Source organism: Cupriavidus sp. GW823-FHT06D04 (assembly GCF_058795055.1).
This window is the reverse complement of record NZ_JBXAHL010000064.1, coordinates 1-24,526: the sequence shown is the minus strand read 5'-3', so window position 1 is coordinate 24,526 and position 24,526 is coordinate 1. Positions and strand designations below refer to the sequence as shown.

General features: G+C 59.3%; 21 protein-coding genes and 1 pseudogene. 7 read left to right on the top strand and 15 right to left on the bottom strand.

Annotated elements, in window-relative coordinates:
- Window positions 1–119: 119 nt before the first annotated feature.
- The 10 genes and pseudogenes from AC1Q7H_RS37845 to AC1Q7H_RS37800 form a co-directional block, all read right to left on the bottom strand.
- Window positions 120–914, bottom strand: coding sequence for a PRTRC system ThiF family protein (locus tag AC1Q7H_RS37845; protein ID WP_492382392.1), 795 nt, complete (start codon window positions 912–914; stop codon window positions 120–122).
- A complete protein-coding gene (locus tag AC1Q7H_RS37840) occupies window positions 914–1,555 on the bottom strand; it encodes a PRTRC system protein A (RefSeq protein ID WP_492382391.1) in 642 nt (213 codons plus the stop codon). Before AC1Q7H_RS37840 ends, AC1Q7H_RS37845 begins: the two co-directional genes overlap by 1 nt.
- An 8-nt stretch (window positions 1,556–1,563) precedes the next feature.
- Window positions 1,564–2,280, bottom strand: coding sequence for a PRTRC system protein B (locus AC1Q7H_RS37835; RefSeq protein ID WP_153956732.1), 717 nt, complete (start codon window positions 2,278–2,280; stop codon window positions 1,564–1,566).
- A gap of 9 nt (window positions 2,281–2,289) precedes the next feature.
- A pseudogene (locus AC1Q7H_RS37830) lies at window positions 2,290–3,418 on the bottom strand (PRTRC system protein F).
- A gap of 102 nt (window positions 3,419–3,520) precedes the next feature.
- Window positions 3,521–3,739, bottom strand: coding sequence for a PRTRC system protein C (locus AC1Q7H_RS37825; RefSeq protein ID WP_153956730.1), 219 nt, complete (start codon window positions 3,737–3,739; stop codon window positions 3,521–3,523).
- Between the two features lie 17 nt (window positions 3,740–3,756).
- Complete coding sequence (locus AC1Q7H_RS37820; protein ID WP_211982735.1) at window positions 3,757–4,212, bottom strand: PRTRC system protein E; 456 nt, start codon at window positions 4,210–4,212, stop codon at window positions 3,757–3,759.
- Window positions 4,213–4,274: 62 nt separating this feature from the next.
- Entirely contained in the window at window positions 4,275–5,939 is a 1,665-nt protein-coding gene (locus AC1Q7H_RS37815; RefSeq protein ID WP_492382390.1) for a PRTRC system ParB family protein, read from the bottom strand.
- Between the two features lie 914 nt (window positions 5,940–6,853).
- On the bottom strand, window positions 6,854–7,381 hold the full coding sequence (locus AC1Q7H_RS37810; protein ID WP_492382389.1) for a hypothetical protein: 528 nt from the start codon (window positions 7,379–7,381) through the stop codon (window positions 6,854–6,856).
- Between the two features lie 281 nt (window positions 7,382–7,662).
- Window positions 7,663–8,289: a tyrosine-type recombinase/integrase gene (locus AC1Q7H_RS37805; protein WP_492382388.1), complete on the bottom strand. Its 627-nt coding sequence runs from the start codon at window positions 8,287–8,289 to the stop codon at window positions 7,663–7,665.
- Window positions 8,290–8,603: 314 nt separating this feature from the next.
- Window positions 8,604–8,939: a DUF3562 domain-containing protein gene (locus tag AC1Q7H_RS37800; RefSeq protein WP_492382387.1), complete on the bottom strand. Its 336-nt coding sequence runs from the start codon at window positions 8,937–8,939 to the stop codon at window positions 8,604–8,606.
- Window positions 8,940–9,449: 510 nt separating this feature from the next.
- On the opposite strand from AC1Q7H_RS37800, the gene AC1Q7H_RS37795 reads away from it, so the two are divergent.
- The 5 genes from AC1Q7H_RS37795 to AC1Q7H_RS37775 all read left to right on the top strand — a co-directional run bounded on the left by AC1Q7H_RS37795 (window position 9,450) and on the right by AC1Q7H_RS37775 (window position 15,628).
- On the top strand, window positions 9,450–10,244 hold the full coding sequence (locus tag AC1Q7H_RS37795; RefSeq protein ID WP_492382386.1) for a hypothetical protein: 795 nt from the start codon (window positions 9,450–9,452) through the stop codon (window positions 10,242–10,244).
- Between the two features lie 355 nt (window positions 10,245–10,599).
- Window positions 10,600–11,634, top strand: a complete 1,035-nt coding sequence (locus AC1Q7H_RS37790) for an IS630 family transposase (RefSeq protein ID WP_492382394.1) — start codon at window positions 10,600–10,602, stop codon at window positions 11,632–11,634.
- Window positions 11,635–11,779: 145 nt separating this feature from the next.
- The gene (locus tag AC1Q7H_RS37785) at window positions 11,780–12,715 is read left to right on the top strand and encodes a Ppx/GppA phosphatase family protein (RefSeq protein WP_492382385.1); all 936 of its coding nucleotides are present in this window, start codon (window positions 11,780–11,782) and stop codon (window positions 12,713–12,715) included.
- Window positions 12,716–13,852: 1,137 nt separating this feature from the next.
- Entirely contained in the window at window positions 13,853–14,083 is a 231-nt protein-coding gene (locus tag AC1Q7H_RS37780; RefSeq protein WP_492382384.1) for a hypothetical protein, read from the top strand.
- Window positions 14,084–15,628, top strand: a complete 1,545-nt coding sequence (locus tag AC1Q7H_RS37775; RefSeq protein ID WP_492382383.1) for a CYTH and CHAD domain-containing protein — start codon at window positions 14,084–14,086, stop codon at window positions 15,626–15,628.
- A 496-nt stretch (window positions 15,629–16,124) separates the two neighbouring features.
- Here AC1Q7H_RS37775 and AC1Q7H_RS37770 read toward each other — a convergent pair whose 3' ends face one another.
- The 4 genes from AC1Q7H_RS37770 to AC1Q7H_RS37755 form a co-directional block, all read right to left on the bottom strand.
- Entirely contained in the window at window positions 16,125–17,885 is a 1,761-nt protein-coding gene (locus AC1Q7H_RS37770; RefSeq protein WP_492382382.1) for an ATP-binding protein, read from the bottom strand.
- Complete coding sequence (locus AC1Q7H_RS37765; RefSeq protein ID WP_492382381.1) at window positions 17,882–19,132, bottom strand: SIR2 family protein; 1,251 nt, start codon at window positions 19,130–19,132, stop codon at window positions 17,882–17,884. The genes AC1Q7H_RS37770 and AC1Q7H_RS37765 overlap by 4 nt, the downstream gene beginning before the upstream one ends.
- Window positions 19,133–19,670: 538 nt before the next feature.
- Complete coding sequence (locus AC1Q7H_RS37760) at window positions 19,671–20,894, bottom strand: type II toxin-antitoxin system HipA family toxin (RefSeq protein ID WP_492382380.1); 1,224 nt, start codon at window positions 20,892–20,894, stop codon at window positions 19,671–19,673.
- Window positions 20,891–21,331, bottom strand: a complete 441-nt coding sequence (locus AC1Q7H_RS37755) for a helix-turn-helix transcriptional regulator (RefSeq protein ID WP_161564059.1) — start codon at window positions 21,329–21,331, stop codon at window positions 20,891–20,893. The genes AC1Q7H_RS37760 and AC1Q7H_RS37755 overlap by 4 nt, the downstream gene beginning before the upstream one ends.
- Window positions 21,332–21,566: 235 nt before the next feature.
- On the opposite strand from AC1Q7H_RS37755, the gene AC1Q7H_RS37750 reads away from it, so the two are divergent.
- On the top strand, window positions 21,567–21,884 hold the full coding sequence (locus AC1Q7H_RS37750) for an IS66 family transposase (RefSeq protein ID WP_492382393.1): 318 nt from the start codon (window positions 21,567–21,569) through the stop codon (window positions 21,882–21,884).
- Between the two features lie 1,031 nt (window positions 21,885–22,915).
- Entirely contained in the window at window positions 22,916–23,170 is a 255-nt protein-coding gene (locus AC1Q7H_RS37745) for a superinfection immunity protein (protein WP_492382379.1), read from the top strand.
- Between the two features lie 359 nt (window positions 23,171–23,529).
- Here the strand turns inward: AC1Q7H_RS37745 and AC1Q7H_RS37740 are convergent, their stop codons facing one another.
- Window positions 23,530–24,096: a hypothetical protein gene (locus AC1Q7H_RS37740; RefSeq protein ID WP_492382378.1), complete on the bottom strand. Its 567-nt coding sequence runs from the start codon at window positions 24,094–24,096 to the stop codon at window positions 23,530–23,532.
- Window positions 24,097–24,526: the final 430 nt, after the last annotated feature.

Here is a 24,526-nt window from a genome sequence, read left to right as displayed (position 1 = left end):
GCTTCTTCGTCCTCCACGAGATTACCGAAATGTTCCGCATCTTCAGTTCAGGTCCATAGGATGTGGGTAAAGCTCAGAACATCAATCCGGGGGTGAGTGCATGGAATCGCGGCGCTTCGTCATGCCGCCTTGGCACGCTTGCGCGTCGGCTTGGAGGCCACCTTGTAGCCGAATCGGGCCCATGCGACGGGATCGATCGGCAACGGATTGGCACGCCCGGCTCCCAGATTGACGAACACGCCCGAGTACTTCAGCGTGCCGGTTCGGAAGAGCGTCCACAGCAGGTTGAAGGCCTTCACTGCGATCGCCTGATTGATGACCAGCGACTGCTTGCGCAACGCGTCGGCCATCGAGCAGGATGGCCCAGTGTCCTCCTTGTCGCCCTTGGGATCGACCAGTTCCGGGAATAGGTCGCCCACGTGGGGCAGGCGGCTTTCCCGCTTGCCGCGCACCTGGCCAAGAATGACCTGCCCACGGTCAGTCTCGTTGCCGCAATCCAGGTAGTAGCCGCCGGGGCCACGCTCGAGCGAGCCAAGAATGGCCTTGCGCGCGGCCCGAGAGTCCACGCAACCGATCGCCATGTCGCAGACAAAGCGATCCTGGCTGCCGATCCGTCGCGGGCTGGCTGCCCAGCGGGTGCCCATCAGAAGGTTCAACCTATTTACCAGCAAGGTCGCCTTGTGCTGGCCGACGTCGTTCGGGTAGAAGCCCTGCCGGCCGACATTGGTCTCGCTCACCGTGTCGTCATCGTAGACCGTGCACTCGATACCGCCGGGGTGGCCGAGTTCGAGCATGGCATGGTGCAGACGCGCCAGCGCAGGCAACAAGGCGCTGCCGGTACCGCCAGCGCCCACCACCACGACTTTCCACGCATTGATGCGCATCGTTTCGGGAATATGGTGTTCGAACGTCATCACACCACCTCCTGGGCCCGCGCCGCCATGTACCAGTCGCCCGGTACTCGATCGACTGGCTCGAAAATACCCTTGGCGCAGAGCCGCAGGCACAGCGACGGTGTTGCAGCGAGGCAGTTGCCCATCACGAACGCGAACTTCACGTCATGTTGGTCGTCCTCGTTGTCGGTCGATGAGAAGTACGCTGGAAAGTTGCCGTGCGAATGGCAATCCACCACCACCACCTCGCCGTCGACCAGCGCCGGCCGATCGTACTGCAAATGGCCGCGCCCGTGCGACAGGATCGTGACCGGCGCCAGCCGGAATGCGCCGGTAGGCAGATTCCAGACGATCCAGCCGCCGGTCTCGTTGGGCATGGCCGCACGCGCCATCTCGGCAAACTGCCCGATCAATTGGGCGGGCAGCTTGCCGCAGCGCAGGTCCGTCGTCTCGGCTGCGACGCCATATGGCACGGCGGTCTTTACGTCGAACTGGGCCACGCGGCGCACGAGCCGCAGCCACGGCCGCGACACTTCCAGGAACACGCCGTTGGCGGCGATGAGCAGGCGCTCGCCCGTCGTTTCCAGCGGTGCCAGGTCGCCGAAGCGCGGCACCATCACGGTCGGAAAGGATTGCTGCAGGGTTATGTCCATCGGATGCATGTTCAGTCTCAGAAATGCCCGACGATCAGCTTGCCGAGGGATTGGTTCATGGGGATGAGGGCGACTTGCGGAAAGGTTGGGAACTTCCCATCCAGCATGTCGCGCCAGAAGGCGTAGAAGCCGTCGGCATAGTCGACACGCTTGCCGCCGTGATTGGGATGGGTGAAGGCCGAGGCGAAGAACGCCTCTTCCCAGCCGGCTATGGACGCCGCGTCGATCTGCTTGGGCACGTGGGCCGTACCGATGCAGATCTTCCCGTGGTCCCAGGTGTTGAAGTAAGGCGGCTCGTACAGCATCGAGTTCGGCGTCGGGCGCTCGTCCTGGTTCAGGGCGAACACACGAAAGCCAGCAGGCGCCGCATGAAAGACCAGACCGGGATGGGGCACCACGGCGCTGCGCTGGCCCAGCTCCTCACAGTCGAAGAACACGCGGCGCTTGCCGGGCGGACTCCACCAGGTGATGGCCTCCGGGCTGATCGACAGCACGTTGGGCATGAGGAACTCGCCCTTGGGCAGGGATGCCTCGGCGACCTGACGCAAGGCGTGAATCAGCGCACGCCGGTCCAGTGGCGTGCCGGCCCCGATGACGGGTCGCCCCGTCTGAGCGTCGGTCTCGATACGATGCGCGGTGGCATAGCAAAATGCACTGAGGCCAGTCCCATATAGCAGGATGGCCCCTTGCAGGGCCACATCATGGTCGCGGGAAGCACTATGAATCTTGGCCATGTGGCCCTCCTATTCAGAAATTATGGTGAGAACGCGGTCGAGTGCCGCAATGACGTCCATCATGTCGGCCAGTTGCTTGAACTGGCGTCGGATGGCGCGTGGGGTGCTTTGCAGCGGGATCAGCGACTGATACATCGTGGCATCGCCCGCGTTGTTGAGGCACTCGAAATGGTCATCGAGGATCTCGCCAACCCAGTGCTCCCTCCACATGCAGAGCGTCGTCGCCGAGTAGGCCGGTTCCGCCCATTGCGAGTCTTTGAGTGCACGGCTGCGCGTGGTGCGGGAAAGTACCGCCTGCAGATTCAGCAGCGCCCGGCAGATGCGGCGCGGCATACCTCGCTGGCGTATCAGCAGCACCTTCAGTTGCGCGGGTTGCAGGCATTGGATTCGCACCGTCTTGTCGCGGCGCGCAAAGGCCGGCACCGCGTCGTCGGGGGCCAACACCGGCAGCACCTTGGACGGCAGGTAGCGCTCGATGTCGGGATCCTCGCCGCCGAACCGCTCGGAGAGAAACTCACGCGCTTCCTCGTCGCTCATGGTCGGATCGCACTCCCACCACCAACGGGCGAACATGTCCGCCAAATCGTCCGGCGTGCGCACGTAGAGCGAGCGGCCCGCCGCCTGGTTGACAAGATGAATGGCCGTGTACAGCAAGGCCGGATCGGCGCGGCGCATCACATCGGCACGCTCGCCGATCTCGAACACGTTCTCCTGTTCCAGCTCGATCGCCAGATACAACGGCGCATGGAGGTCGTCGTCGTGGCCGAACTGATCGACCTGCTCCCTTGCGGCAGCCTGGTCGAGCAGGGCGAACGAGAAATTCAGCCTCTTGCACTTTGGCACGCCGGCGTAGCCAGGTGAACATGGCCTGCGCGAACGCATCGCCGGCACTGGTCGCTCCCTGCACGTCCCGGGCCGCCAGCACGCCGGTCTCAAACTGCTTGCGGATCAGCTTGAGCGTGTCCGCGCTGTCGCCATACTGCAGCTTCCCGTTGGCGGGAACCTCGGCCGGCAGCGTGGGCAGCGTCAGAAAACCATGGGCAGGACGACGTCGGGCAGCGGGAGGCTGTCGCGATGGCGTCCAGCCGGATCCTGATGCAATGAAGCTCTCATCAATGGGGCGAGGATCGAACAGCATGATTCCATCTCCTCAGAATGTAAAAAAACCGCCCTTTCGGACGGTTTCTGGTTGGATGGCAGGCAAAAATCCGGACTGGACAATGCCTGCATCAAGTCACGCTTACGCATGGCAGCCCTTGGCGCCGGCGGCGCGCACGAACGTGTAGCGCATGACGGTGCCGTTGTGCACCGGGCCGTCCACCGTGGCGGTGGTCAGCTCGGGGTACTGGGCGGTGTACATGTCGCGCACCTGGTCGGGCGAGAACGCCGGGCCAGGATCCATCAGGGTCATGCCGTTGTAGGTGAATTCACGGGTCAGTTGCTGGACGGTCAGGCTCATGGTGTGCTCCTTGTCCGTTACAGCAGGTCAGCGAGGTTGGTACCGCTCAGCTCGGGCGACGGCGCCTGGGGCACGGGGCCCGCAGCCTTGCCCTCGCCTTCGTCGTTGTCGTCCATGCCGTCAGCCCTGCCCTCATCATCCGAAGACGATGCGACCGGCTGGCTGTTGGCCTTGGAGAGTGCCTTCTGCGCCTTGGTGGACTGCGCGCTGGTCGCGGCGTTCAGGATCGAAGCGGTCGCTTCGACCTGGTCGGCCAACGAGCGATGCGAGACCGACACCAAGGCGATCGCCTGGGCGAAACCTTCATCCAGTTCCACCGGCGAGGCGGTCAGGGCGAGAGGCGTGGCCAGTGCGGCGTCAGCGGCTTTGGAAACCACGGGGGCAACAACGACAGCCATCGCGTCACCTTTCATCGTGAGCGTCAGCACAACTTTGTCGCACGCGGCGACGAGCGGAACGAGTTCCTGAAACATGGGGATCCTTGAAAGATTAGTAAATGGGGGGAAGCCGACCGCCGAGTGGGCGGTCGGTGCGATCAGAAGCGCAGAACCTTGGGCAGCTTGCCCGCGTAATCGAAGCCGTCGACGTTGAGCAGCGCTTCGATCAAATCCGGCTTGGACTTGTTGAAGATTTTGGCGAAGCTGTCACCGAGCGCGGCACGCAGGCCCAGCTCGTCGGCCAGCACCTTCATCTCCGACTTGGTCAGCAACTCCAGGAAGTCCTTGGACTTCTGCAGATTCCAGTGCTGGCGCAGGTCCAGCTTGTGGTACTGGCACATCGCCACGAGGTGATGGACTTCGATCCCCTCGATGGCCGCAACGGTCATCGCGGTGGTCAACGTTGCGCGCTTCGCCGCATCCAATTCCTGCACGGTGGCCAGGTTCTTCTTGAGGTCGGTGGACGAAGCCTTCTCGTCCGTCAACTTCTCGAAGATCTTGCCCATGGTGTCGCCGCCGATGTTGCGCGAAAGCCCGGACAGTGCCACCGCCAGCAGGTAGATGTTGGCGGTCTCAGGAATGCCTGCAGCCTCGCGGCGCAACGCCTTGCGCCACAGCGCCACACGGTATGTTTTCACCTTCTCGGTCTCGCTGATGTGCGTGACAGCCTTTTCCTCGGCCGGAGCCTTGGTCGAGCCTTTGGCAGTCGTGGATACATCCGCCGTCGCGATGGCCGGCTTCTGTGCGGTCGCCTTGGCGTCGCGGTCGGCCTTGAGACGTGCTGCGATCTTCTTGCTGTTGCAAGCCGTATCGAAGCATTGGCCGCGGAAGACCTTGCCGACGCTGTCCGGCAGCGCGCTGACGGCCGCGCCATAGTGCTCGCAGGCGTGGCAAGCCTTCGCCTGCTCTTCGCCAACGCCGGTCGGACCGTCCACCACCAGTTGCACGCGCGTATGGTTGTCCCCCGCACGAACAATCCGGATCACCGGGAACTCATCCTTTAGACCGTAGGCAACCGTATCCAATTGCTTGTCGGTCTTTTGGGTGTAGCAGGCGCAGTTGGTGCAATTGCCGGTAGCAATGGCCTCGCCGAACATTTCCGTCTGCAACGATGAGTTGTGCGGGCAGGCGGCGCAGTCAGCCTTGTCGAAGATCGCCGAGGCGAGGCTGCACGCGGCGGCCTCGATGGTTTTCTTCAGTTCGGCCACCGACTTCTTCTCGCACACGATGACGGGCAGAAGCTTGTCCTGCTTGTCCTTCGCGAGCGTCGCCAGCAGTTCGGCGTGGCCGAGCTGGATGGTGCGGGTGTTGAGCGCGTCCAGAACGGGCGCGCTGCAGTTCATCAGCGCCAGGCGCTTGTCCAGCGTGGAGCGAGACCAGCCCAGGATCTTGGCGGCCTCCTCTCGGTCGCCCTTGAGTTGGCCAACGATCCGGGCGGCAGCCACGGCTTCCTCCGAGGGAGCCATGTCGGCACGCTGGACGTTCTCGATGAGGGCGAGCCGGTCGGCTTCCTCTTTGGACATCTCGCGGATGGTGACAGGGATGAGATAGTCGTCGCCGTGCGCCGCCTTCGCGGCACGCAAGCGGCGTTCACCGGCCACCAGCTCGTAGGCGTCATCGCCCAACGGACGAATAAGGATTGGCTGAATGACACCGTTCTCGCGAACGGAATCGGTGAGTTCTGCCATTTCGGCAGGATCGAAATACTTGCGCGGGTTGCGGCCAGGATGGATCTTGCCAACGACGATGGTGGGATTCAGCATGATGGGGTTCTCCGGATGGGGAATGGGAACCCGTTGCCGCACCGGGAACAGGTTCCCGATGGGATAAGAAAAGAGAAAATGGCAGCCCGGCGAAGCGGGAGGCCAACTTACTGCAAAAAACTGTGCACCGGGTGGTGCGGGGTCGATGCGTCAGGGACGCGGAAGTAGCCGTAAGGATAATCCAATCGACACGGGCGCGCCAGATGGCGGCGACCCAGCTCCACGGCGCCGGACAAAAAAGAACCCTCCAGGGAGGGCGAGTGCTGCGAGGTCTTGGGTCCGTAGCGGGGGCTGCGGGAAATCATCTTATCGCCAAACCGACGCAATCCATCCGGCGAAAGCTCACGATTTTGCTATCTCTCTTGAGGTATGCCGCACCATGCGCATAGAAGAGTTCTCTCTGCTGCGCTTGGTCGCGATCAAGGTCAGATGGCGCTAATCGACCCGTCTCAGCCGGTCGACCGCGACTCTGCCAACGGCAGCTACCCGGGCCACAACAGCCATCGCATCCTTTGCGCTGAGTTTGCTTGAGCACCGTTCAGAACTGGCGTGCCTTGCTGGGCAAACACATGTGTTATGGAGAGTGCGCTTGCGCATAACAGCGCTACCAGGTAGCCCCTTCTTCATCCCACCCCTCCAATATCGACGGTGAGGCGATCTGGGCCTCTCGGACGAGGTAAGAGAGAAGCTTTCGCGCGAATAGCCTATGACGCAGCAGGCCTGGCTCACCTAGCCCGGTTGCCGGGCCAACGCCAACATACCGGCTTTGGGGCGGATGACTTTCTGTTCCTGAGCCATGCCGGCTCCTTGCGGTTTCCACTGCTTTGGCAATCACGCACATTATTGAAATGGCGCGTTCTAGAACGCGCCATTTCAATATCAGCCACCCGGCGAAATCGCGGCAATCCTCAAGGCTAGCGGGGCGGTTGAGTCCACATGTATTGGTGGTGTTGCATCATTTGATTCATCATCATTTGCTGCATGCCCATGTATTGGTCCATCATGTACTGCCGCTGTTTCATTTGCTCCGGGGTGAGCTTCGAGTAGTATCCGCCCATCTGCCCCCAGCCCATCATGGGACCACCACCCATCATGTGGCCGCCCATCATGTGCCCGCCAGCCATCGCGGCTCCTCCGCCCATCATCCCGGGGCCCCACATGCCGTGCATCATGCCCATCGTGGCTTGCATGGTTGTCGAGTGGTCCTGAAGTAACTTTTGACGCTCCTGCGGGTCCTGTGTCTGGCGGATTTTGTCCATCTGGCCCTGCATCTTCCGCATGTTTTCCTCAATCTGCGCCGCCTGCTTGTCGAACTCGGCGACATTTGGCTGCTCTTGTTTCGCTGGAGCACTCTTGTCGGCCGACTTACCTTGCTGGCCAAGAGCAGGCGCTATAGAGAGTACAGCAGCGGATAACATCGCCACCATGAGTTCCTTTTTCATATTGCTTCTCCTGACATGTGACGACCTTTTTGGTGGAACGCTTGGTCGGCGACGCGGTCTCTAAGCCTCATCCTTGGGAAGATTAGTACTCTTCATGTTAGGACAACGAGGCCCCAGATGGAACTCGTAGCGAGCCTCCGGTCACGGAGGCTCCCGACGTACGCCGCCTGCCCGCCGGCGGGTGCGAACGGCGCGAATGCGCGCCACGTCGGACATTCGCTGAGCGATACGCCATGGACCGAAACTGGCCGTCAAGCGACCGCTTGCCGGCCATGAGGTTGTCACACTTCAGTTTGCTCCGCCATTTCGAGCGCATCGTCTACTTCGATGCCGAGGTATCGAACCGTGCTTTCCAGCTTGGTGTGTCCAAGCAGCAACTGGACGGCGCGCAGATTCTTTGTGCGCCGGTAAATCAACGAGACCTTGGTGCGTCGCATGCTGTGCGTGCCGTACGCCGTATCGTCAAGACCGATGGAGGCAACCCAGCGATGTACGATTCGCAAGTACTGTCTGGTCGAGAGATGCGGGGATGAGTGTAGCCGGCTCGGGAACAGAAAATCGGACGCTCTCAATCCATGAGCCTTGATCCAAGCCTCCAAATTCTCACGTGTCGCAGCCGTGATCTCAAACTGTACCGGTCGCTGAGTCTTCTGCTGCAACACGGTAGCCCGGATTGCGACCTGGCTACCGTGGCAGACGTCTTGCACGCGCAGTCGTGTGAAGTCGCACGCCCGCAGCTTGCTGTCAATCGCGAGGTTGAACATCGCGAGCTCTCGTATGTTCGACGTCATCTGCAGTCTCGTGCGAATGGCCCAAACCTCGCTGAGCTTCAATGGCGGCTTTTGTCCGGTGAGTTTGCCTTTGTTCCAAGGGAAGCGAATCTGGGGATGGGAGGATAGCGATTCCATGACGATCTCCTTTCTACAAAGGGAGATCAAGTCTGCACTTCTCTGGATAGTCGCTGTCCGACCCACTGCCGCCGTTCAGCTACGCGGGTTTCAGCGGCCGCTTTGAAATTGATAGCCGACAAAGTCGATAAGCAAACTGGACAGCCTGAACATTGGTAAGAGGGCTCGCTCCTGCGCCAGGCACTAACTCACTTATTTGCCACTTATCGAGAGGCCGGCGGCTGATGGACCCCGAGTTGCAGAGTCAGGCGTCAGGTTTGGAGGCGGCGGCGCGGCACACGCCACGTCCCAATCGCTTAATGCGCTCGAACCACTCAGGCCATATCAGCCGCCGTTGCGGGCTGTACCGAACCGGCGGGAGACACAATGTCCTGCAATATTGATGTGAACGCCACCTGACCGCCGGAACGGTTCGTGCCCCGAACAGCGCCCAGATTGGAGGAATGACTTTGCGTCGCAGACTCGGCATTGGCATTGCGAAGCCGAGCTATGGCGCGCTTTGCTGCAAACAACGGTAGGTATGCTTGAACGCGAGCATCGGCACTTAGTTCGGCGAAAGCGGCGAGGTATGATTCCCTGACAACCTCCGGAGGAAAACCCAAGTCCGCAGCAATTCTTGCGACCACATGGTCTTGTTCCTCTGTTCTCATCGTTCGCTCCCCACTATCTTCTTGCGCGCATGACGGCACTTTTGCCGATTCGATCGCGTGATGGTCGACTCGCTGTGGCGCCTGCAGTAGCCCTGTGTCGAGGACCGAGCGAAGCGCCGCTCGGAACGTCTCTAGACAACTTTGGAAGTAAATGTGGAAGGTTGTGAGAAGACCAGAGAGTTTTTCAGTTGACGCTTACTTGTGGCGCCCCTCAGGGCATCACAATCCGTCTGACGTTTGACAAGGGGTGCCGATCTGGCGGTTGGAACGTTGGAACTGCCGGAGAGCAAGTCGCCCACCCAACAGTCACGTATTGCGTGATCTTCGAATGCTGGCGGGCGTTACTGAATCGAAACCGTGTCGCATATGGGACGCCGAAATCCCGAACGACGGGGGCTCCGCAGAAGCCTGGATCATGCGGCGAGTCGACTACCACGGGCACCCACTGCGAGACCTGCTCCAGTGAAAACGGTATATACTCTTTTTCCATTTCATTGCCCGGAACTCACTGTGAACTCTCCGACCATCAAGACCCCCACGGATCAGGTGTTTTATTTCCCAACTAGCGCCGAAACCGATAAGAAGCAATCTGAGGCTGAAGAGAATTCCGAAGCCAAGCAGAAACTGGCGGCTGTAGCAATGGAAAACCCTGAAGGCGAGGACAAGACTGACGCGAAAGCGGAGCCTGAAGGCAAGGTAAAGCCCGCAGCCAAAGCGAAAACCGAGGCCAAGGTAAAGCCTGCAGCCAAAACGAAGCCCGAGGCCAAGGTGAAGCCCGCAGAGAAGGCAAAGCCCGATGCTAGCGCGAAGCTCGCGGCCAAAGCGAAGCTGGAGACCAAGGTAAAGCCTGCAGCCAAAGCACAGCCCGAGGCCAAGGTGAAGCCTGCAGCCAAAGCACAGCCCGAGGCCAAGGTGAAGCTCGCGACCAAAGCGAAGCCCGAAGCCAAGGTGAAGCCCGCAAGTACGAAGAAGACCGAAAAGGCCAAGAGGCAAGCGCAAAGCAAAGGCGGCGCCAACAAGGTGGAGAAGTCCAAGGCAGAGAAGTCAAAGCCGGCGGCGAAGTCGGAGAAGAAGGCAGTGCCAGGTCGGGATAAGGTCGTGCGGGACAGCTTCACGATGCCGAAATCAGACTATCTGAAGATTGTTGAAGTGAAGGAACGCTGCCTGGAAGCAGGTGTGCGTATCAAGAAGAGCGAGATCCTGCGTGCGGGCCTGTTGCTGCTGGCGAACAAATCGCCGAAGGAATTGCTGGCCGCTGTCGCGAAACTCGAAACCGTCAAGACCGGCCGGCCGCCGAAGGTGTAGCCTTCGCTGGGATCATGCCGCCTCGTATCGCGTGCCAGATGATTGGCCTGTGTGTCGGCCAGGCTTCGCGGGCGGTCGGGGCGAAAGCCCTTCCGCAGGATTCTGTTCCGGCAGTTGTCCGCCAACGTTCGTTGGTGGGCTACTTCGTCCGTGTGGGCAGTCGAAAGACCATGCGTCCGATGATAATTTTGGCCAGCGCATGGCCCGGACCTTCGATGGCGAGAAGCAATGCTTCCCCGATCATCCGGCCGCTGGCGCATGCCCGGTCACAAGCCCGGACAATGGCTTACTCACCAGTCCGTAAATAAAGCGACAAAAATTGGAACCTCGTGACGACCGTTTAGTCTCATTCAACATGAAACGAGATGGCCGTACACTCGATCGCGCGACGCAAGAGGAATTCCGCCGGCTTGCCTTGCGCCGGGTTCGCGAAGGCGAGAAACCATCGGTGGTGGTGAAGTCGCTGGGCATGAACCGAACGTCAATCTACCGTTGGCTCAAGGCGGCCTCGGGCTCGGGCAAAGGCGCGCGGGCGCTGGCATCGCGTCCAGCGACAGGCCGGCCACGCAAGCTCACGCGAGCGCAACAGGCGCAGGTCTTTCGGTGGATCAACGGGCGGGATCCTCGGCAGTACGGTCTGGACTTCGGGCTGTGGACACGACAGATTGTGGCCACGCTCATCGATGAGAAATTTGGTGTGAAGATGGGTGTCACAGCGGTGGGCAGGCTGATGGCGGGACTGGGCTTGAGCCCGCAAAAGCCATTGCAGCGGGCGTACCAACGAGATCCGCAGGCCGTCGAGCGCTGGCAGCGTGAATCATTTCCGGGTATTGCGGCTGCGGCCAAGCAAAGCGGTGCGGACATCTACTTCTGGGACGAATCAGGATTTCGAGCCGACGCGGTGCATGGCAAGACCTGGGCGGTCAAAGGCGAGACACCGGTGATTGAGCGCCCCGGGCAGCGCCAATCGATTTCCGCCGCGTCCGCGGTGAACGCCAAAGGTGCCTTCTGGTTTGCGACCTACAAAGGGGCCTTGACCGCGGAGCTATTCATCGAATTGCTCAAGAAGATGATGAAGGGCCGCAACCGCCCAGTGCATCTGATCGTTGACGGACTGCCAGCACACAAGAAGGCCAATGTGCGCGAGTACATCGAATCGACCAAGGGAAAGCTCACGATGCATGTGCTGCCGGGTTACGCGCCCGACCTGAATCCCGACGAGTTCGTGTGGAGTCATCTCAAGCGAACTGGTGTGGCGCGCAATCCGTTGCGAGCGGGCGAGAAACTGGAAATCCGCGTTGAGCAGCACCTGCACGAGGTGAAGAAGAACCGCCGGCTTGTGCGCTCATTCTTCGACGCCCCATCTGTCGCCTATATTTCGGACTGCTGAGTAATTGCCGGGCGCTGGGATGAAACGCGGCCGGCTACGGCGCGATTGATTGTCATCAATTTGTCGCAATTGTCGGGGCATCATCTCGGATCTTCTCAGATCCGGCTGGCGCACGCGCCTTGCTTGGACTGCCTCCACGTTCCATATGACCACCCCGTTCTATGCCGCAGTAGACCTTGGCTCCAATGCGTTTCGCATGATGATCGGCCAACGTGCACCGAGTCATGTCATCAAGGAGGTCGCGTCCTTCCGTGAGCCAGTCCGCCTCTCCCATGGCCTGCGCGGCTCGGAGTTGGACGACTCCTCACTTGAGCGCGGCTGGCTGGCGCTGGAGCGCTTCGGCAAACGGCTACGGGGCTTCGAGGCCAGCCGAGTACGGGCGGTGGCTACCAACACCGTGCGCGTGGCAAGCAATGCCACCGTATTCCTTGCCAAAGCAGAGCAACACCTTGGTTTCGAAATCGATGTGATCTCCGGCCACGAGGAGGCGCGCCTGGTCTATGCAGGCATCGCCCATACCATGCCGGACGCAAACGCCACACGATTGGTGATCGATATCGGCGGTGGCTCGACGGAGTTGGTCGTTGGTCAGGGCGAGCGCCTTCTGGCGGTGGACAGCGTGCCGATCGGCAGTGGTACATTCGGCAAGCGCTTCTTTCCCGATGGCGTGCTCGACGCCCACAGTATGCAGTTGGCGGAGCGAATAGCAGGCGAGGAAATTGGGAAGGTGGCCGCGCGGTTTCGAGATTATCCCTGGCAGCACGCCATCGGCTCTTCAGGCACTGCTCGTCTGCTTGCGCGGGTCCTGCGATGTAATGACCTGAACACACGTGGTCGGGGCACCATTACCTACGACGGGCTGTTGCGGCTGTCGCTGCGCTTGCTGGAGGCGGGGCATCTTCGCCGGCTGAACCTTGACGGCCTTAAGCGCCAGCGTCTGGAAGCGCTGCCAGGTGGCCTCGCCGTGATGCTGGCGGCGTTCAAGGTGCTTGGCATTGATGAGATGCAGGTATCCGAGCCAGGCCTGCGGTTCGGCGTTTTGCATGGCTTGATGCAAAGCGAGTCGGCGCGCCGGCACTGAGAAAGCGGTGCGTGGCGCCTGCCGGAATCGAGTCGGAGCCTCAAAATTCCGAGCGCTACGGTGGCGTCTTGGAGCGCGCCGCAGAAACCGCGCCAAGCAGGAGGGCAAGCGCGACCTACCTTCGGGTCTCCAATGGTGATCCCCCGCTGGCAATCATGGCCTTGAGTTTCTCAACCTTCAGTTGTGCGCTGGTGAATGCAAGTGCTTCGAGCGCTTCCCTACGGCCGGCTCGGAAGATAGTCTGTTGCAAGCCTCCCATCGTGTGATGGCGTACCAATACGAAGCCTTGATAGCCTCCAGTTGCTAGCGTCTCGATATAGGCCCGGAAGTCGTAATAGCCAACGCGATGGAAACTCTCAAAGGACGAACTGGGGCTGGTATTCGAGTCAGTCAATCGGAAACGAAATTGCGGTTAAGTCGGGAGGCTACGCGGCTGACATTGCGTCAGCCAAGTGTCGGCGGTAGGCATGTTCGACTTCCGCGTCAGCATCTGAGCGCGCCTCAAGCGGATTATTCCGGTACTTTGGACAGGCAAAGCTGCGGCTGCCGGCGGAGGACTCCAAGGTAACCAGCCCTTGGTACCGTCCCGACGGCAATTCTAGAACCGATGTTGTGATGGATACATCTCCACGCTGATATGTCGCCATCTGGGATCACTTGGGATACGGAAAAGAGCAGCGTACCAAGAGCGTCTGGCGTTTTCAAAGGGTTTTTCCAAAGACGGCATATGAGGCATGCGCGCTCTATCGTACCACAATAGTGCGCTACTAAGCATATGCACTAGAGTGCCGACGTGCCATCCCAAGTTGTCTTGCGGGCCGGACAGAAAGCACCGCTCCAACCGAGATCAGTCGTTCGCGCGGTCCATCATGTGATCCACTACGCATGTGCCGCCGATCTCATTGGAGAGATCGGCATTGGACGCATTGGACGGGCTGCCCAAGGCGTTGCCGGTGCCACCTGGCTGGGGAGTGGGACCAGACAGCATCTCCTTTCGAGCAATTGCCGATTGAGGGTAGCCGAGACGTCTACACTCAAAGCATTTCCCACGTCATCGCCAGGCTGGGCTATGCCGGCGTGGGATCCCCCCAGCCTTGAAGCCGGCCATACTGTGAGCCGTTCCTCCGAGTAAAGCCTATGTCCAAGTCCATCAAGAAGCGGTATCTGAAAGCGCTCAATCGGCAACTGAAAAAGGAAACAGCAGGTAAGTTCGAATCGGCCTTTGTTTTCTATCCGCTGGGCGCAAAGCCTAAGAATGCTACGGGCGTTACGGCCAGTGGTCACCCAGATGCGCAGGTCCTGGCCGTCATGGATGCAATTCAGGCTCGCGTGTTCGCCACGGTTGAGAATTCGAGCAAGCGTGAATAGATGGAGCGCGAACTCAAGCTGGAAGTGCTGGAAGACGATGTCGATCGTCTGATCGACTTGCCGCTTCTTGCTGCCTGCAGGGTGGAACCGCCGCACGAGGATACGCTCGTGAGCACGTATTTCGATACGGCCGACCTGGCCTTGCACCGGCACCGTGTCTCGTTGCGTGTGCGCCAGGCGGGCGAGCACTATGTCCTTACGTTAAAGACCTACGGCAAGCGGTCTGGAGGTCTTTATGAGCGGGAGGAATTCGAGGCCGCTATACCCGGGCCGGCACCAGATCTTGTTGCGCTACAAGAGAAGGTCCCGCAGGACACTGCGGTGGGTGAATTGATTCGTCAGAGCGATCTCGCCGAGCGCTTGAAGCCACTATTCGTCACGGACGTCCGACGCAAGGTTGCGTTGCTGCGCTTGCCGGAAGGCGATGAGATAGAGCTGGCGTTGGATCGAGGGGTGATCCGGGCAGGCGAAGCGACGGTACCAATTCGTGAGCTCGAGATGGAGATCCAGACTGGAGAGCCGGCCCATCTGGCTGCCTTTGCCCTGCAATTGCTCGACGAAGTTCCAATGCGTATCAGCCGTGCCAGCAAAGGCGACCGAGGCTACGCGTTGGTTTCCGACCTTTCCATAGAAGTCCTTCGTGCCGAAGCGCTCAGGCTTGACGATGACGCGTCTGTCGAAGCCGCGTTCCTGTGCATCGTACAAGACTGCCTGGCGCAAGTTGCCGGAAACGAAGGCGGTGTGGTCAACAGCACCAACCCGGAGAGCGTGCACCAGATGCGGGTCGGACTACGGCGCCTACGCTCTGCGCTGGATATATTCCAATCACTGATTTCCTGTCCATTGGCACTTCAGGAAGAAATCAAGTGGATTGCCGGCGAGTTGGGGCCATCGCGGGACTGGGAGGTACTGACTCATACCACGTTGCGCGAAGCCTTCAATGGGGCGCCGGCTGACGTTGGTACAGACGAGGTCATGTCCGCGGCGAACAACATTGCAAACGGCGCCAGGCAACGCGCCGCCAAGGCGGTGGACTCCGAGCGCTACACGCGGCTCGTGTTGGCATTCAACCACTGGTTGGGCACCTCGGCATGGCGGAATGAACTTGACGAAGTGGGGCATGCAAAACTGGCCAGGCCAGTCGGCGAATTCGCATTAAAGACCCTGCACATGCGCCACCAAAAGCTGCTGAAGCGCGGCCGACGTATGGCACAGCTTGATATTCAGCAAAGGCATCGCGCGCGGATTGCTGCCAAGAAGCTGCGCTATGCGACCGAGTTCTTCGCGTCGCTGTTTCCTGCGACAAAGCTGAAGCGCTTTCGCAACCATCTTTCAGACTTGCAGGATGACCTGGGGTGGCGCAACGACATGGCCGTTGCAGATGGCTTGTTGCGCAGCCTGGGTGTCGAGAATGAGGGATTGGCGCTCAGTACTGGTTATGCGCGCCGCTATCTGGCGGGACGCGTGGATGCCGACAATCAGGCGCTGCGTCGTCTTTGGAAGTCCTTCAAGGCGGCTCGCCTGCCAATTTTGCGAGCTGGATAACAATCCGCTCGTCCCTTCACAACCTTCTGGGCCCCTTTGGCTACGCAGTGCCGAAGGGCCGATCCGCAACGAGTTTCGGCCATTCAGTCTGTGAGTACAACTGTCGCTTCCTGGCCGATCTCGGTCCTTCGACGCCGCGCGTCGTGTTCACGGTGAAGGCCTCTGGCCGTTGTGCGACCGTCGCAAATCGACCATTACATTCACTTCTACCTCGCTGGTCTGTTTCTGCTGCGCGTGGCCTCAACCTGCGCAATCACTGCGGATTCCGGCTCGGGAACATTGCCGTAAAAGACGAGCTGCGGCGCCACTGCCTGACCGGCGATGTCCCTCCTGCCATTGGCCCGCCCCTCGTCGGTGAGTACGTTGGGATAGCTCCAGAGGCTCAGGAAGGCCTTGCGTGCCAGGCCCGCTAGCGCACGCTCTGAGGCGGTCGTACCGTCTGCGGAGGCCGCCTTCTCCCATGCCGTCTCTTGTGCCATGGATGACGTGGCCCCCGTTACTGCGCCGAGCCACCCGCCGCGGCGGCCGCGGCTGCTTCTGCTGGAGGCTTCTTCTTCCAGAACTTTGCGTAAGAGGGGCCTTCCGACTTAGGCGGATACTCCGGCTCAGTCACCTTGATAGGCGTGGGCATTGGGAAGTCGACACCGACCAGTATTGCCTCCCCTTGACCCAAGGTAGGCAGGAAGGCGGCTGCGCTACCGTCCAGATTGCCACAGGCCTTCTCGACGATGTCGCGGTCCCGCTCGTTTATCAGGCGGTGCACGATGAACATGCCCATCTGGCTCAACACATCCTCAGGGATGTCCCGCGGGCGCTGCGTCGCAAGCAAAGTCGTCAGACCGTACTTTCGACCCTCTTTCGCAATCAGGCCAAACGCGTCGAGCGATACGCGGTTGTTCTCGTCACCGATGGCCTTGCTCAAGAACTGGTGCGCTTCATCGAGAACCACCACCGTGGGCATCTCTTGGAACGCTCCATTCCGAGCCAGGCCTAGAAGATGCCGCCCGATGGCGTTGATGAGCAGTTCACGCGCGTGATGCTCGAATGGCAAGTCGGCCAAGCTGACCCTCAGCACGGAATCGTCGGACGCAAAGAACGATTGAATCTCTTCCGTCAACGGAGCGAACTGCTCCGGCGCGAAGAGACATCGGAGCGCTGGCGAACGGGTGATGCTGTAAATCTTGGACACCAGCGTGTCGCAGTAGCCCCGAATCCGCTCGTCGGGACCTCCCCATATTTGATAGTTAGGTTCGCGCGATGTGCCGCCACTCTCGTAGACACACTCTTCGTACACCTGCCTCGCCAGTGCCTTAATTACATACCTAGCACCCTGCGCCTCGACCTTGGCCTCGTTCTTGTTCACTTCATAGTTGAAGGTCTTCTTGTCCGCGTTCGCCTTCACGTAGTGATGAGGTTCCTTGTCACCGTTCAGGATGTAGTTCAGCTTCAGGCTGCGCAACGCTTCTCGCAGTTTCGGGACCTGGGCGCCAGGTGACGGCTGGAAGATGGCGAACAGGTCCGCTTCGTTGAGGTCCCAGTACGGGAAGGCAACAAACTTCCTTGTGTCTGCCCCACCCGCAGGCGCGCCGCCGAGATGAACAGAACGCACGCCTTTGGTAAACGTGTGGAACTCGCCACTGGGGTCCACGAGGAGAACCTTGCCTCCGAGCCTGGCGACTTCCTGAATGATTCGAGCGACGGTCCAGCTTTTGCCGCCCCCGGTAGCTCCCAGCACCGCGCAGTGACGCCCAAACAAGTGGGCGGGACTCACGTTGACCATTGTGCTCGGGTCATGCGGAATCGTGGCGAGCTCGACGGCTCCTGCGCTCGATACTGCCTGCCCCTCGACAATGTGCTTCACAAGAAGTGGGTGCGCAGAGAACACGTGCTGTCCGATACGGGGGTGGAATGGAATTCCGGAAATGACCTTGGCGGTCGCAAGCTCGAGGGTCGTCAAGAGCTGGACAAACCCGATGGGGTTCGCGTCTGGGGGAGCGCCCAGGGAGGGTTCGGCCTTGAGCCGCTCGTTGTCAGGCAGCTTCACCTCGGTGACGCGCCCCAACACTGCAACGCCTTCGCCCTCGATGAAGATGAACTCGCCGACTTGGCCGCCGAGCACTGCATATCCCGAATACTGCCGGGGAGCGACACTCGCAGCTTTCGGCAGATTGATGCGAGCACTGTCCGGCCCCACGAAGGTGACCGCACCAATATAGCGGCTGGCGTCAAACGGGCTTGTTGCGAGCCTGCCGGTCATCCTGCCTCCCGCATCAGTCGGATGCGCTCGTAGTGCTGCTCGAGGTCGGTTTCAGCCGCGATGTCCGGCATCAGCGGCACGGCTTGCTCAAAGGTGGCGGAAATAAGCGCCAGGCGCGCATCGCCGTGCTCAATCAAGTACCTGAGCTTTGAAAGGTACGGGTGCTTTGCATCGTTGCCATCCTGGACGCCTTTGTCCTTGCTTTCCCATGGACCAAGGCCAGGGTCACAGACCACAACCTTTAGGTGCAGATTGGAGTTTATGGCCGATAGTATTGGCTCAGCCAAGTGGTTGTCATTGAATCCAAATCCCAAAACGAGAAGACCGGTATCCGGCTGCCGCAATGCAGTTTGGAATGCCGACATCATCTCAAGATACGGTTGTTCGAATGACAACTCGTATTTCGTATTTCGAGGATAGATAAGCAGCGGTGATTCAGAGGTGGGGTCTTTCTCAATCTCTCCGGAGTTCTTGTTCTTTGTCCAATCTACAGAGCCGTGAAGTTTGTAGAGATGGAAGACATTCGGAATGAAATCGTGACTGTCTGGGCTGCTTTCCCGTTTCACGATGTCGTAGGAGAAGTAGAGCGAGTCGAAGACCTGTGGCGTTGTATGCGAAAAACCGTCAACGATGACGTAGCGTCCTTTGCGCGCGGCGTACTCGAAGCACAAGTCATAGTTGGTTGTAAAGACTTTTGTGCGCAGCTTTCGCGTGGACCGACGAACAAGCCGGCGAAGAAAGTCGGCATGAAGGCCGACTTCATCTTCCACATCCAAGAAGCGCACGCAATCGCGAACTGTCTGTTCGACGATGGCAATGAACTCCTTGACCTGCGTTTTCTCTTCCCCGTCACCAAGGAACTCTTCCGCAATCTTGCAGTGCGAGAGCAGCGCTTCGATATTTTCACCCTTGGCCGCCGGGAAATGCGTGAGCATAATGACCTTGTCGAAGCGGTCCCCGCAATTGGCCTTGCACTCCCGCCACAGGTCAGCCATCGTGGGGGCGATGCGCTTCCCCGCTTGTGGCGCCCGTGGACCAGCCTCCTCTGGAGCTTTCGGCTGCACATTCACATGCAGGGATGTACCGAGTCCTGTGAGAACGACAAGGTTGGTGCACCTGAAGCAGTCGGAAAGGTTGCGGTTGATTTCTGCAAGTGCGGGGTCAGGGATGGTGCGTCCATTGCCATCCTCTTGGGCGTCTTTAACTTCGCGCCACGCTCCCCCATTCCGGTAGGTCAATACCTGCATATCTCAGTAAGCGTTAGGAGTATTCAAGGTTTCCGCCGGGCCCTGAGGGCACAACGCGAGCTGCTGCCGATAAACGCCAGATATCCGCATGGTAAGCCACATTGGCAAGCGTGCGTAGGTTCAGGCAGCCTTGGATATTCTTGAATACGACTGCCGGCCCAATGGCGGGTTATTGCAAGCGGCGGTCACTCAGGCAAAAACGCTCAAGGTCAGCAACCAGCCTGAAGCTGTCGTTCCGAGGTCCACTATGGCTGTCCGCTCTTGGCCGGCTAGTGCCTGACGTATCGCCCGAGAGCGGCCACTGATAGCGGCATGCATGCGACGATCTTGCCGAAAAAGCGCGGCCCTGTCGCTAACGGGTATCAGCGATGTAGCCGCGTTTTTCGACGAAACTGCACTCTTGCTGATCAAGCCGCTGAAATTCCGGCAAGGCCTGCGGTGACGCAAAGTGTCAGATTTAATACGGACTGAGCCGAAGTGACGCTTTTATTGAGCTAGAAGTGGAAGCAACACTGCAACTTAGACCATTATAATTCAACTATGTTTTAGCAGATGATGATGGCACAGGCAGTGCCCCCTCGATGATCTTCAAGGCGTGCTCAAGCGCTTTGCGCGGCGGGCATTTTGGGCACTCATCCAAGGTCGTCGCCATGCTCTGCAATGCGATCTCGCGACACTGTGCTTGCATTTGAACGACGTCAACATTGTGGCAATGACTGAGAGAGGCGAGGCGCTCCAGCTCAAGCTGATCCAGCCATTTTTCCGTACCCTTCGGGTCGGTCTTTTGCATCGCCAGCGCGGGCACCTCTTGCGGAAACCATACCTGGGTGGTGAGTACGTCGTACACGGGGGAGAGCCGCGGGCGCATGACATCGTCATAGACCAAACCAAAGTTTTTTAGATGTGCATCGCCGTTGCGTAGTGCGTCGTTCATCATGACAAGTTTCAGCATGGCCACGAGATCTGTCGCCTGGTCGTCTGGATGTACGAAGAAGCGGATCATCTCAAACAGGTGTTCAATCGATCCGTTATATTTCCCACTACGAAACAAGCCCGACAGCGCACATGCATCTTCGAATCCGCGACGTGATCCGTCAGGGGCGATATCAAATCGGCTCATCGTCAGTGACGTGCGATCCGGGCTTAATTCAATCGCAGGAACGTCTAGTCCCGCTGCCGAGCATGCTTTCAAGCATGCATACTCAACCAAACTCGCGCCAACATAATGGGGCGAGTCGAATTTAACGATGGAGCCGTGCGCGGCGACAGTCCCGGGGCGAGTCTTTTCCGTCTGGAATGTCGACATCTTGGGCATGACGCCAGACACGCCAAACATCTCCGGAGATGTCTTCAGAATTTCGATCAGCCGCTGTGCCGCACCCTCAGTTCTGGCGGCATCCAGAATGTTTTGTTGAAGTGTGGCGTCTGGGTCCAGCGGGCCGCCGAAGGTAGTGCGGCCGATAGTGTGACGACCGACAAGACGGAGCAGCGACATATCGTTATCAACGTCGATATGCTTGGCGAAGCGGGTTCTAATGGCTTCCAGCACGATGCCTTCGGGCAGGGATATCTGAAAGGGTGGGGGCACCCCGTTGTAACCAAGATACTCTTCTGCTGGCGCGCTCGGCGGCATCAGTAACGAGACTGTCATTTGATCCGGGACATCCGGAAGGTAACGGAAATCAATCAGGCCTGTCTCGATGTCTTCACTGAGCAAGCCGACAGGATAGTCCGAAACGAAAACCTCGAGTTCGCTACTCATTGAGATACTTTGTGCAAGAGATTCGTCTGGAGCATTGCCTGGCGCTCCCGCTCCGCTCGCATCATTTCCCTGAGCGTGGGGCGACGCCTTACGTTGCTTTCCGGGTAGGAAACTGGGGCGGTAAAGGACGCTGATCCCACGCGCTGCCGGCTGGGTAATTTCGCCTGGAGCATTGCCTGGCGCTCCCGCTCCGCTCGCATCATTTCCCTGAGCATGGGGCGACGTGGTGGCGTGACGATCGCCGGGTCTGGTTGAGGGTTAAGGTTCACGCCGACCGCAGCCGCCATCAGGAGCAGATTCAACGTCGAGACGCTTTGGCCGCTCTCGATTGCAATGACGGTTGCCCGAGACACGCCCACTTTCTGGGCGATGTCGGATTGCTTGCTACCTTGTCGCTCGCGCGCGGAGCGCAAGGCTTCCCCGATTTTGCGGCGCATTGCGTCCGCTTTATCATGTAGCTCTCGTCGATGGTCCATTTGCCCCCCTTAACCGGGTTGGATTCAGCAAATCTGCTGTCAACAATAATTGACATTATAGTCCATGTCAACTTTTTTTGACTTCCGGAACTGAGTTTGCAATTCAAGGCAGGGGCGGCCTAGTGTTGACACCGGCAGACGTCGGGCATCCTTTGCGGTAAGCCTCCGGCCAGTACCGTCTGGACTCGACCGAGGCATCCCTGGCCCGGACTTGCTTGCCAACGTACTGGTCTCAAAGTTCTGCGATCATCAGCCCCTATATCGCCGGCGCGTTCGCTGGGAACGTGAGGGGATCGACCTTCCCGAATCGACGCTGGGTGACTGGGTCGGCGGCTGCTCGGCATTGCTCAGCCCGCTGGTGGCGGCCGTGGAGCGCTACGTGATGAGTGGCAACAAGGTGCACGGCACTCTCTCATGGAGTGTTTCTCGTCGGCGCTGGACACGGGAAAGCCATGATGGAGAAGGCGCGGGAGCAACTAGGCGTCGGTGCACCAGGAGTCTCGTGGAAATTTGAAAGTTCTCCGGATTTGGGAGTATGAGGATTTGTCCGCAATTGGCCGCCTTGGGGCAGCGCAGCCGGCAATTCGCTCGCCGGAAACCGGTCGTTGAGCCGGGGCGAACGACACCTCGGCTATTCGAATTGGATGGCGAGGTCGACCGACCGCTTCTGGCCGACTACGGCCCGACACTGAACACCATCGAGTGCTCGCGTCGGACCGGACCACATAGGGCAGAAGACGACCCTGAGCGGCCATCCGCCCCATCGCTTGCCAGTGGCCGAAAAGCGGGCGTTCACCGTCGCTCCAGTCGTACCCACGCTGAGCCCCTCGATTTGACCGCCTTGGAACGTCCTACTTGGCATGTCTCATGAACCACGCGTGCAAGTACTACGCCGCGCCTGGGATGTGGCGGCGGTGCAATTACTACAGCGAGAATAGGGACAGCCCGCCGCCGTTGCTTGGCTGTGAATGTAGAGACTCGCCATCTAGAGGCCTCAGTTCCTCGTAGCTCAGTCAGAGCCCTGATCTCGTTATTCACAATCCCGGTCCCCCATAGGCGGGCTGTATCGGGAAGTTACACATTGGATTCAGGCGTGGAATGAGCGATATGGATGATTTGGGGGTGAGCCGTAGATCCCTTATCGGGTTATCAATTAGCACTGCCCCCCCGTCACGTTGGCTTTACGTCCCCAAGAAAGAAGCCCTCGGCCGTGACCGTGGAGGGCTGGAAGTGACATTGGACGTTTTGCAGAAGCCGCCCTAATCCGATTGTCGCGACTTGGTTGCGCCATCCCCTTATGGTGGGGCAGATGCTGCATTGGTCGATTCTGCTCTCCAGCGCTATGGCGCGCGCAACATGCGCCAGCGCGCAAGCCGGCGTCACACCAGCGCCCTTCCGCCCCCTTCATCCGAATGGGCGATGTCGATATGCCGAGAACCATCGCAATATTAGGAACAGCAGCTCCTAAGTTGGTGGAACTGCAGATACCGCGATCGCCGTGACGCCACGTTCGCTATCCGGGGCGTGGTCTTTGAGGAGGCAATCATGAGATCAGAATGGCTGCCAATAGCCATACTTGCAGTGGTGCTTCCGGTAATCTTTACCGTGGATTACTTAGGCCCAAATGGTATCTATGCGATTATAGTAATTGCGGGCCTGGCCCTGTATTTCGCACCTACACTCAACGCGATGTACAGACGCCATACCAATACTGCTGCGATCTTTTTTCTCAATCTATTTCTCGGCTGGACGTTCATCGGCTGGGTTGCAGCATTAGTGTGGTCAGCCACGAAATTTTAAGGAGAATTAGTTTTCGACTTAAACCTTGACGAACTCCTGGTTATGCGAGCTGCCCTAAAAAGGGAGATTACGCGTCGTTCGGGAGATGACCGAGGCCAAGGTTACGAAGTGGGCCGAGATGATCATCGGTAAGTACAATCACGAGTTGTGCAAATGCAGTGTCTAGGTAGTTCATTGGGGTACCAATCTTGAAGTTATCTAGGACACACATCTAAGCGGGTGTGCCGGCGTCGCCCGAAAAGGACCACGGCGGCCGCCATCTCTCTTCACCTCGTCCCCCGCGCCGCCTGGAAACCGCCACCCATAACGATCACCGAACTAATGACTGCGCAGGACCCGCTAAACGGCAAACGCGCTGGTCACTTCAAGTCATACCATGCGCCTGATGCGTATTCGCCTGTGCCCCAAACGCCTACGCGAGTTATCTTTGCCTTCTTCAGCCAAAGGCTGTTCTTGTCGATCCAGCTAGTAATTGCCCTCGCTTCGCTGCCAGCCGAAAGGGTGTATTTTGTGAAGAAGTCATGGACGGCATACAGAGCGAATCCGCCTTTCTGCTTGCGCAATGACGTATCGATATAGTTGAGGTGCCGTTTTTCCTTCTGGATCATCACGAGATAGTCAGCAGCCAATGCGGCGCGCAGGTCCTGCTCCGACAGATTTGACCAAGCATTGCTCTGGTCCTTACCTTCGGAGGAGATTGATTGGGACTGGGCTGCCGTTGTCAACGGCGGGGTGGAAGTCTCAGTGTTCGATGGCTCAGGCTGAAGCAGCTTGCTTCCGAGATAGCCGACAAAGAGAAGTCCAATAAGCCCCTTAACCAAACCGATCGACTTTGGCTTAGCGGGGGTTGCTACTCCGCATCCAGGGCAAGTTTTTGCCCCCGTGCTGACCTCTTTCCCACATTCCCTGCATTTTGCGAGTGCCATAGCCCCCCATCCTCGGTCTCATCCCAATTTCTTCTGGGCCGCGGCGGCGGCCTCCACATTATGTTGACCGGTTGCCGACGTAAGGGTGGCAATGTCGGCCGAGGCGACGGGAATTATCACATGGGTGACGAAGGGTAAGAGACGACCTGCGCCCCACTTTGGTGGGGTAGGGAAAGGGTGTGATGCCATTCGCTAGCCTTTGCCGGCGAGTGTTCGCTGGCGCACGGCGGGCCAAAGGAACTTCCGCTCCCCAGCTTCAACGCGCAGTCCATTGCACGCCAGTCCAGCGAATTCCGGATTTCCAGTCAAGCAGAAGCGCCACGTAGTCCAGCTAATTCCGGCTTCCCACAACATGTGAGCAACCGGAATTCGCCGGGCTGCGACTCCCAACAAATCAATGAGTTAACAGCTAATTCTGTCGCGGCTCGGC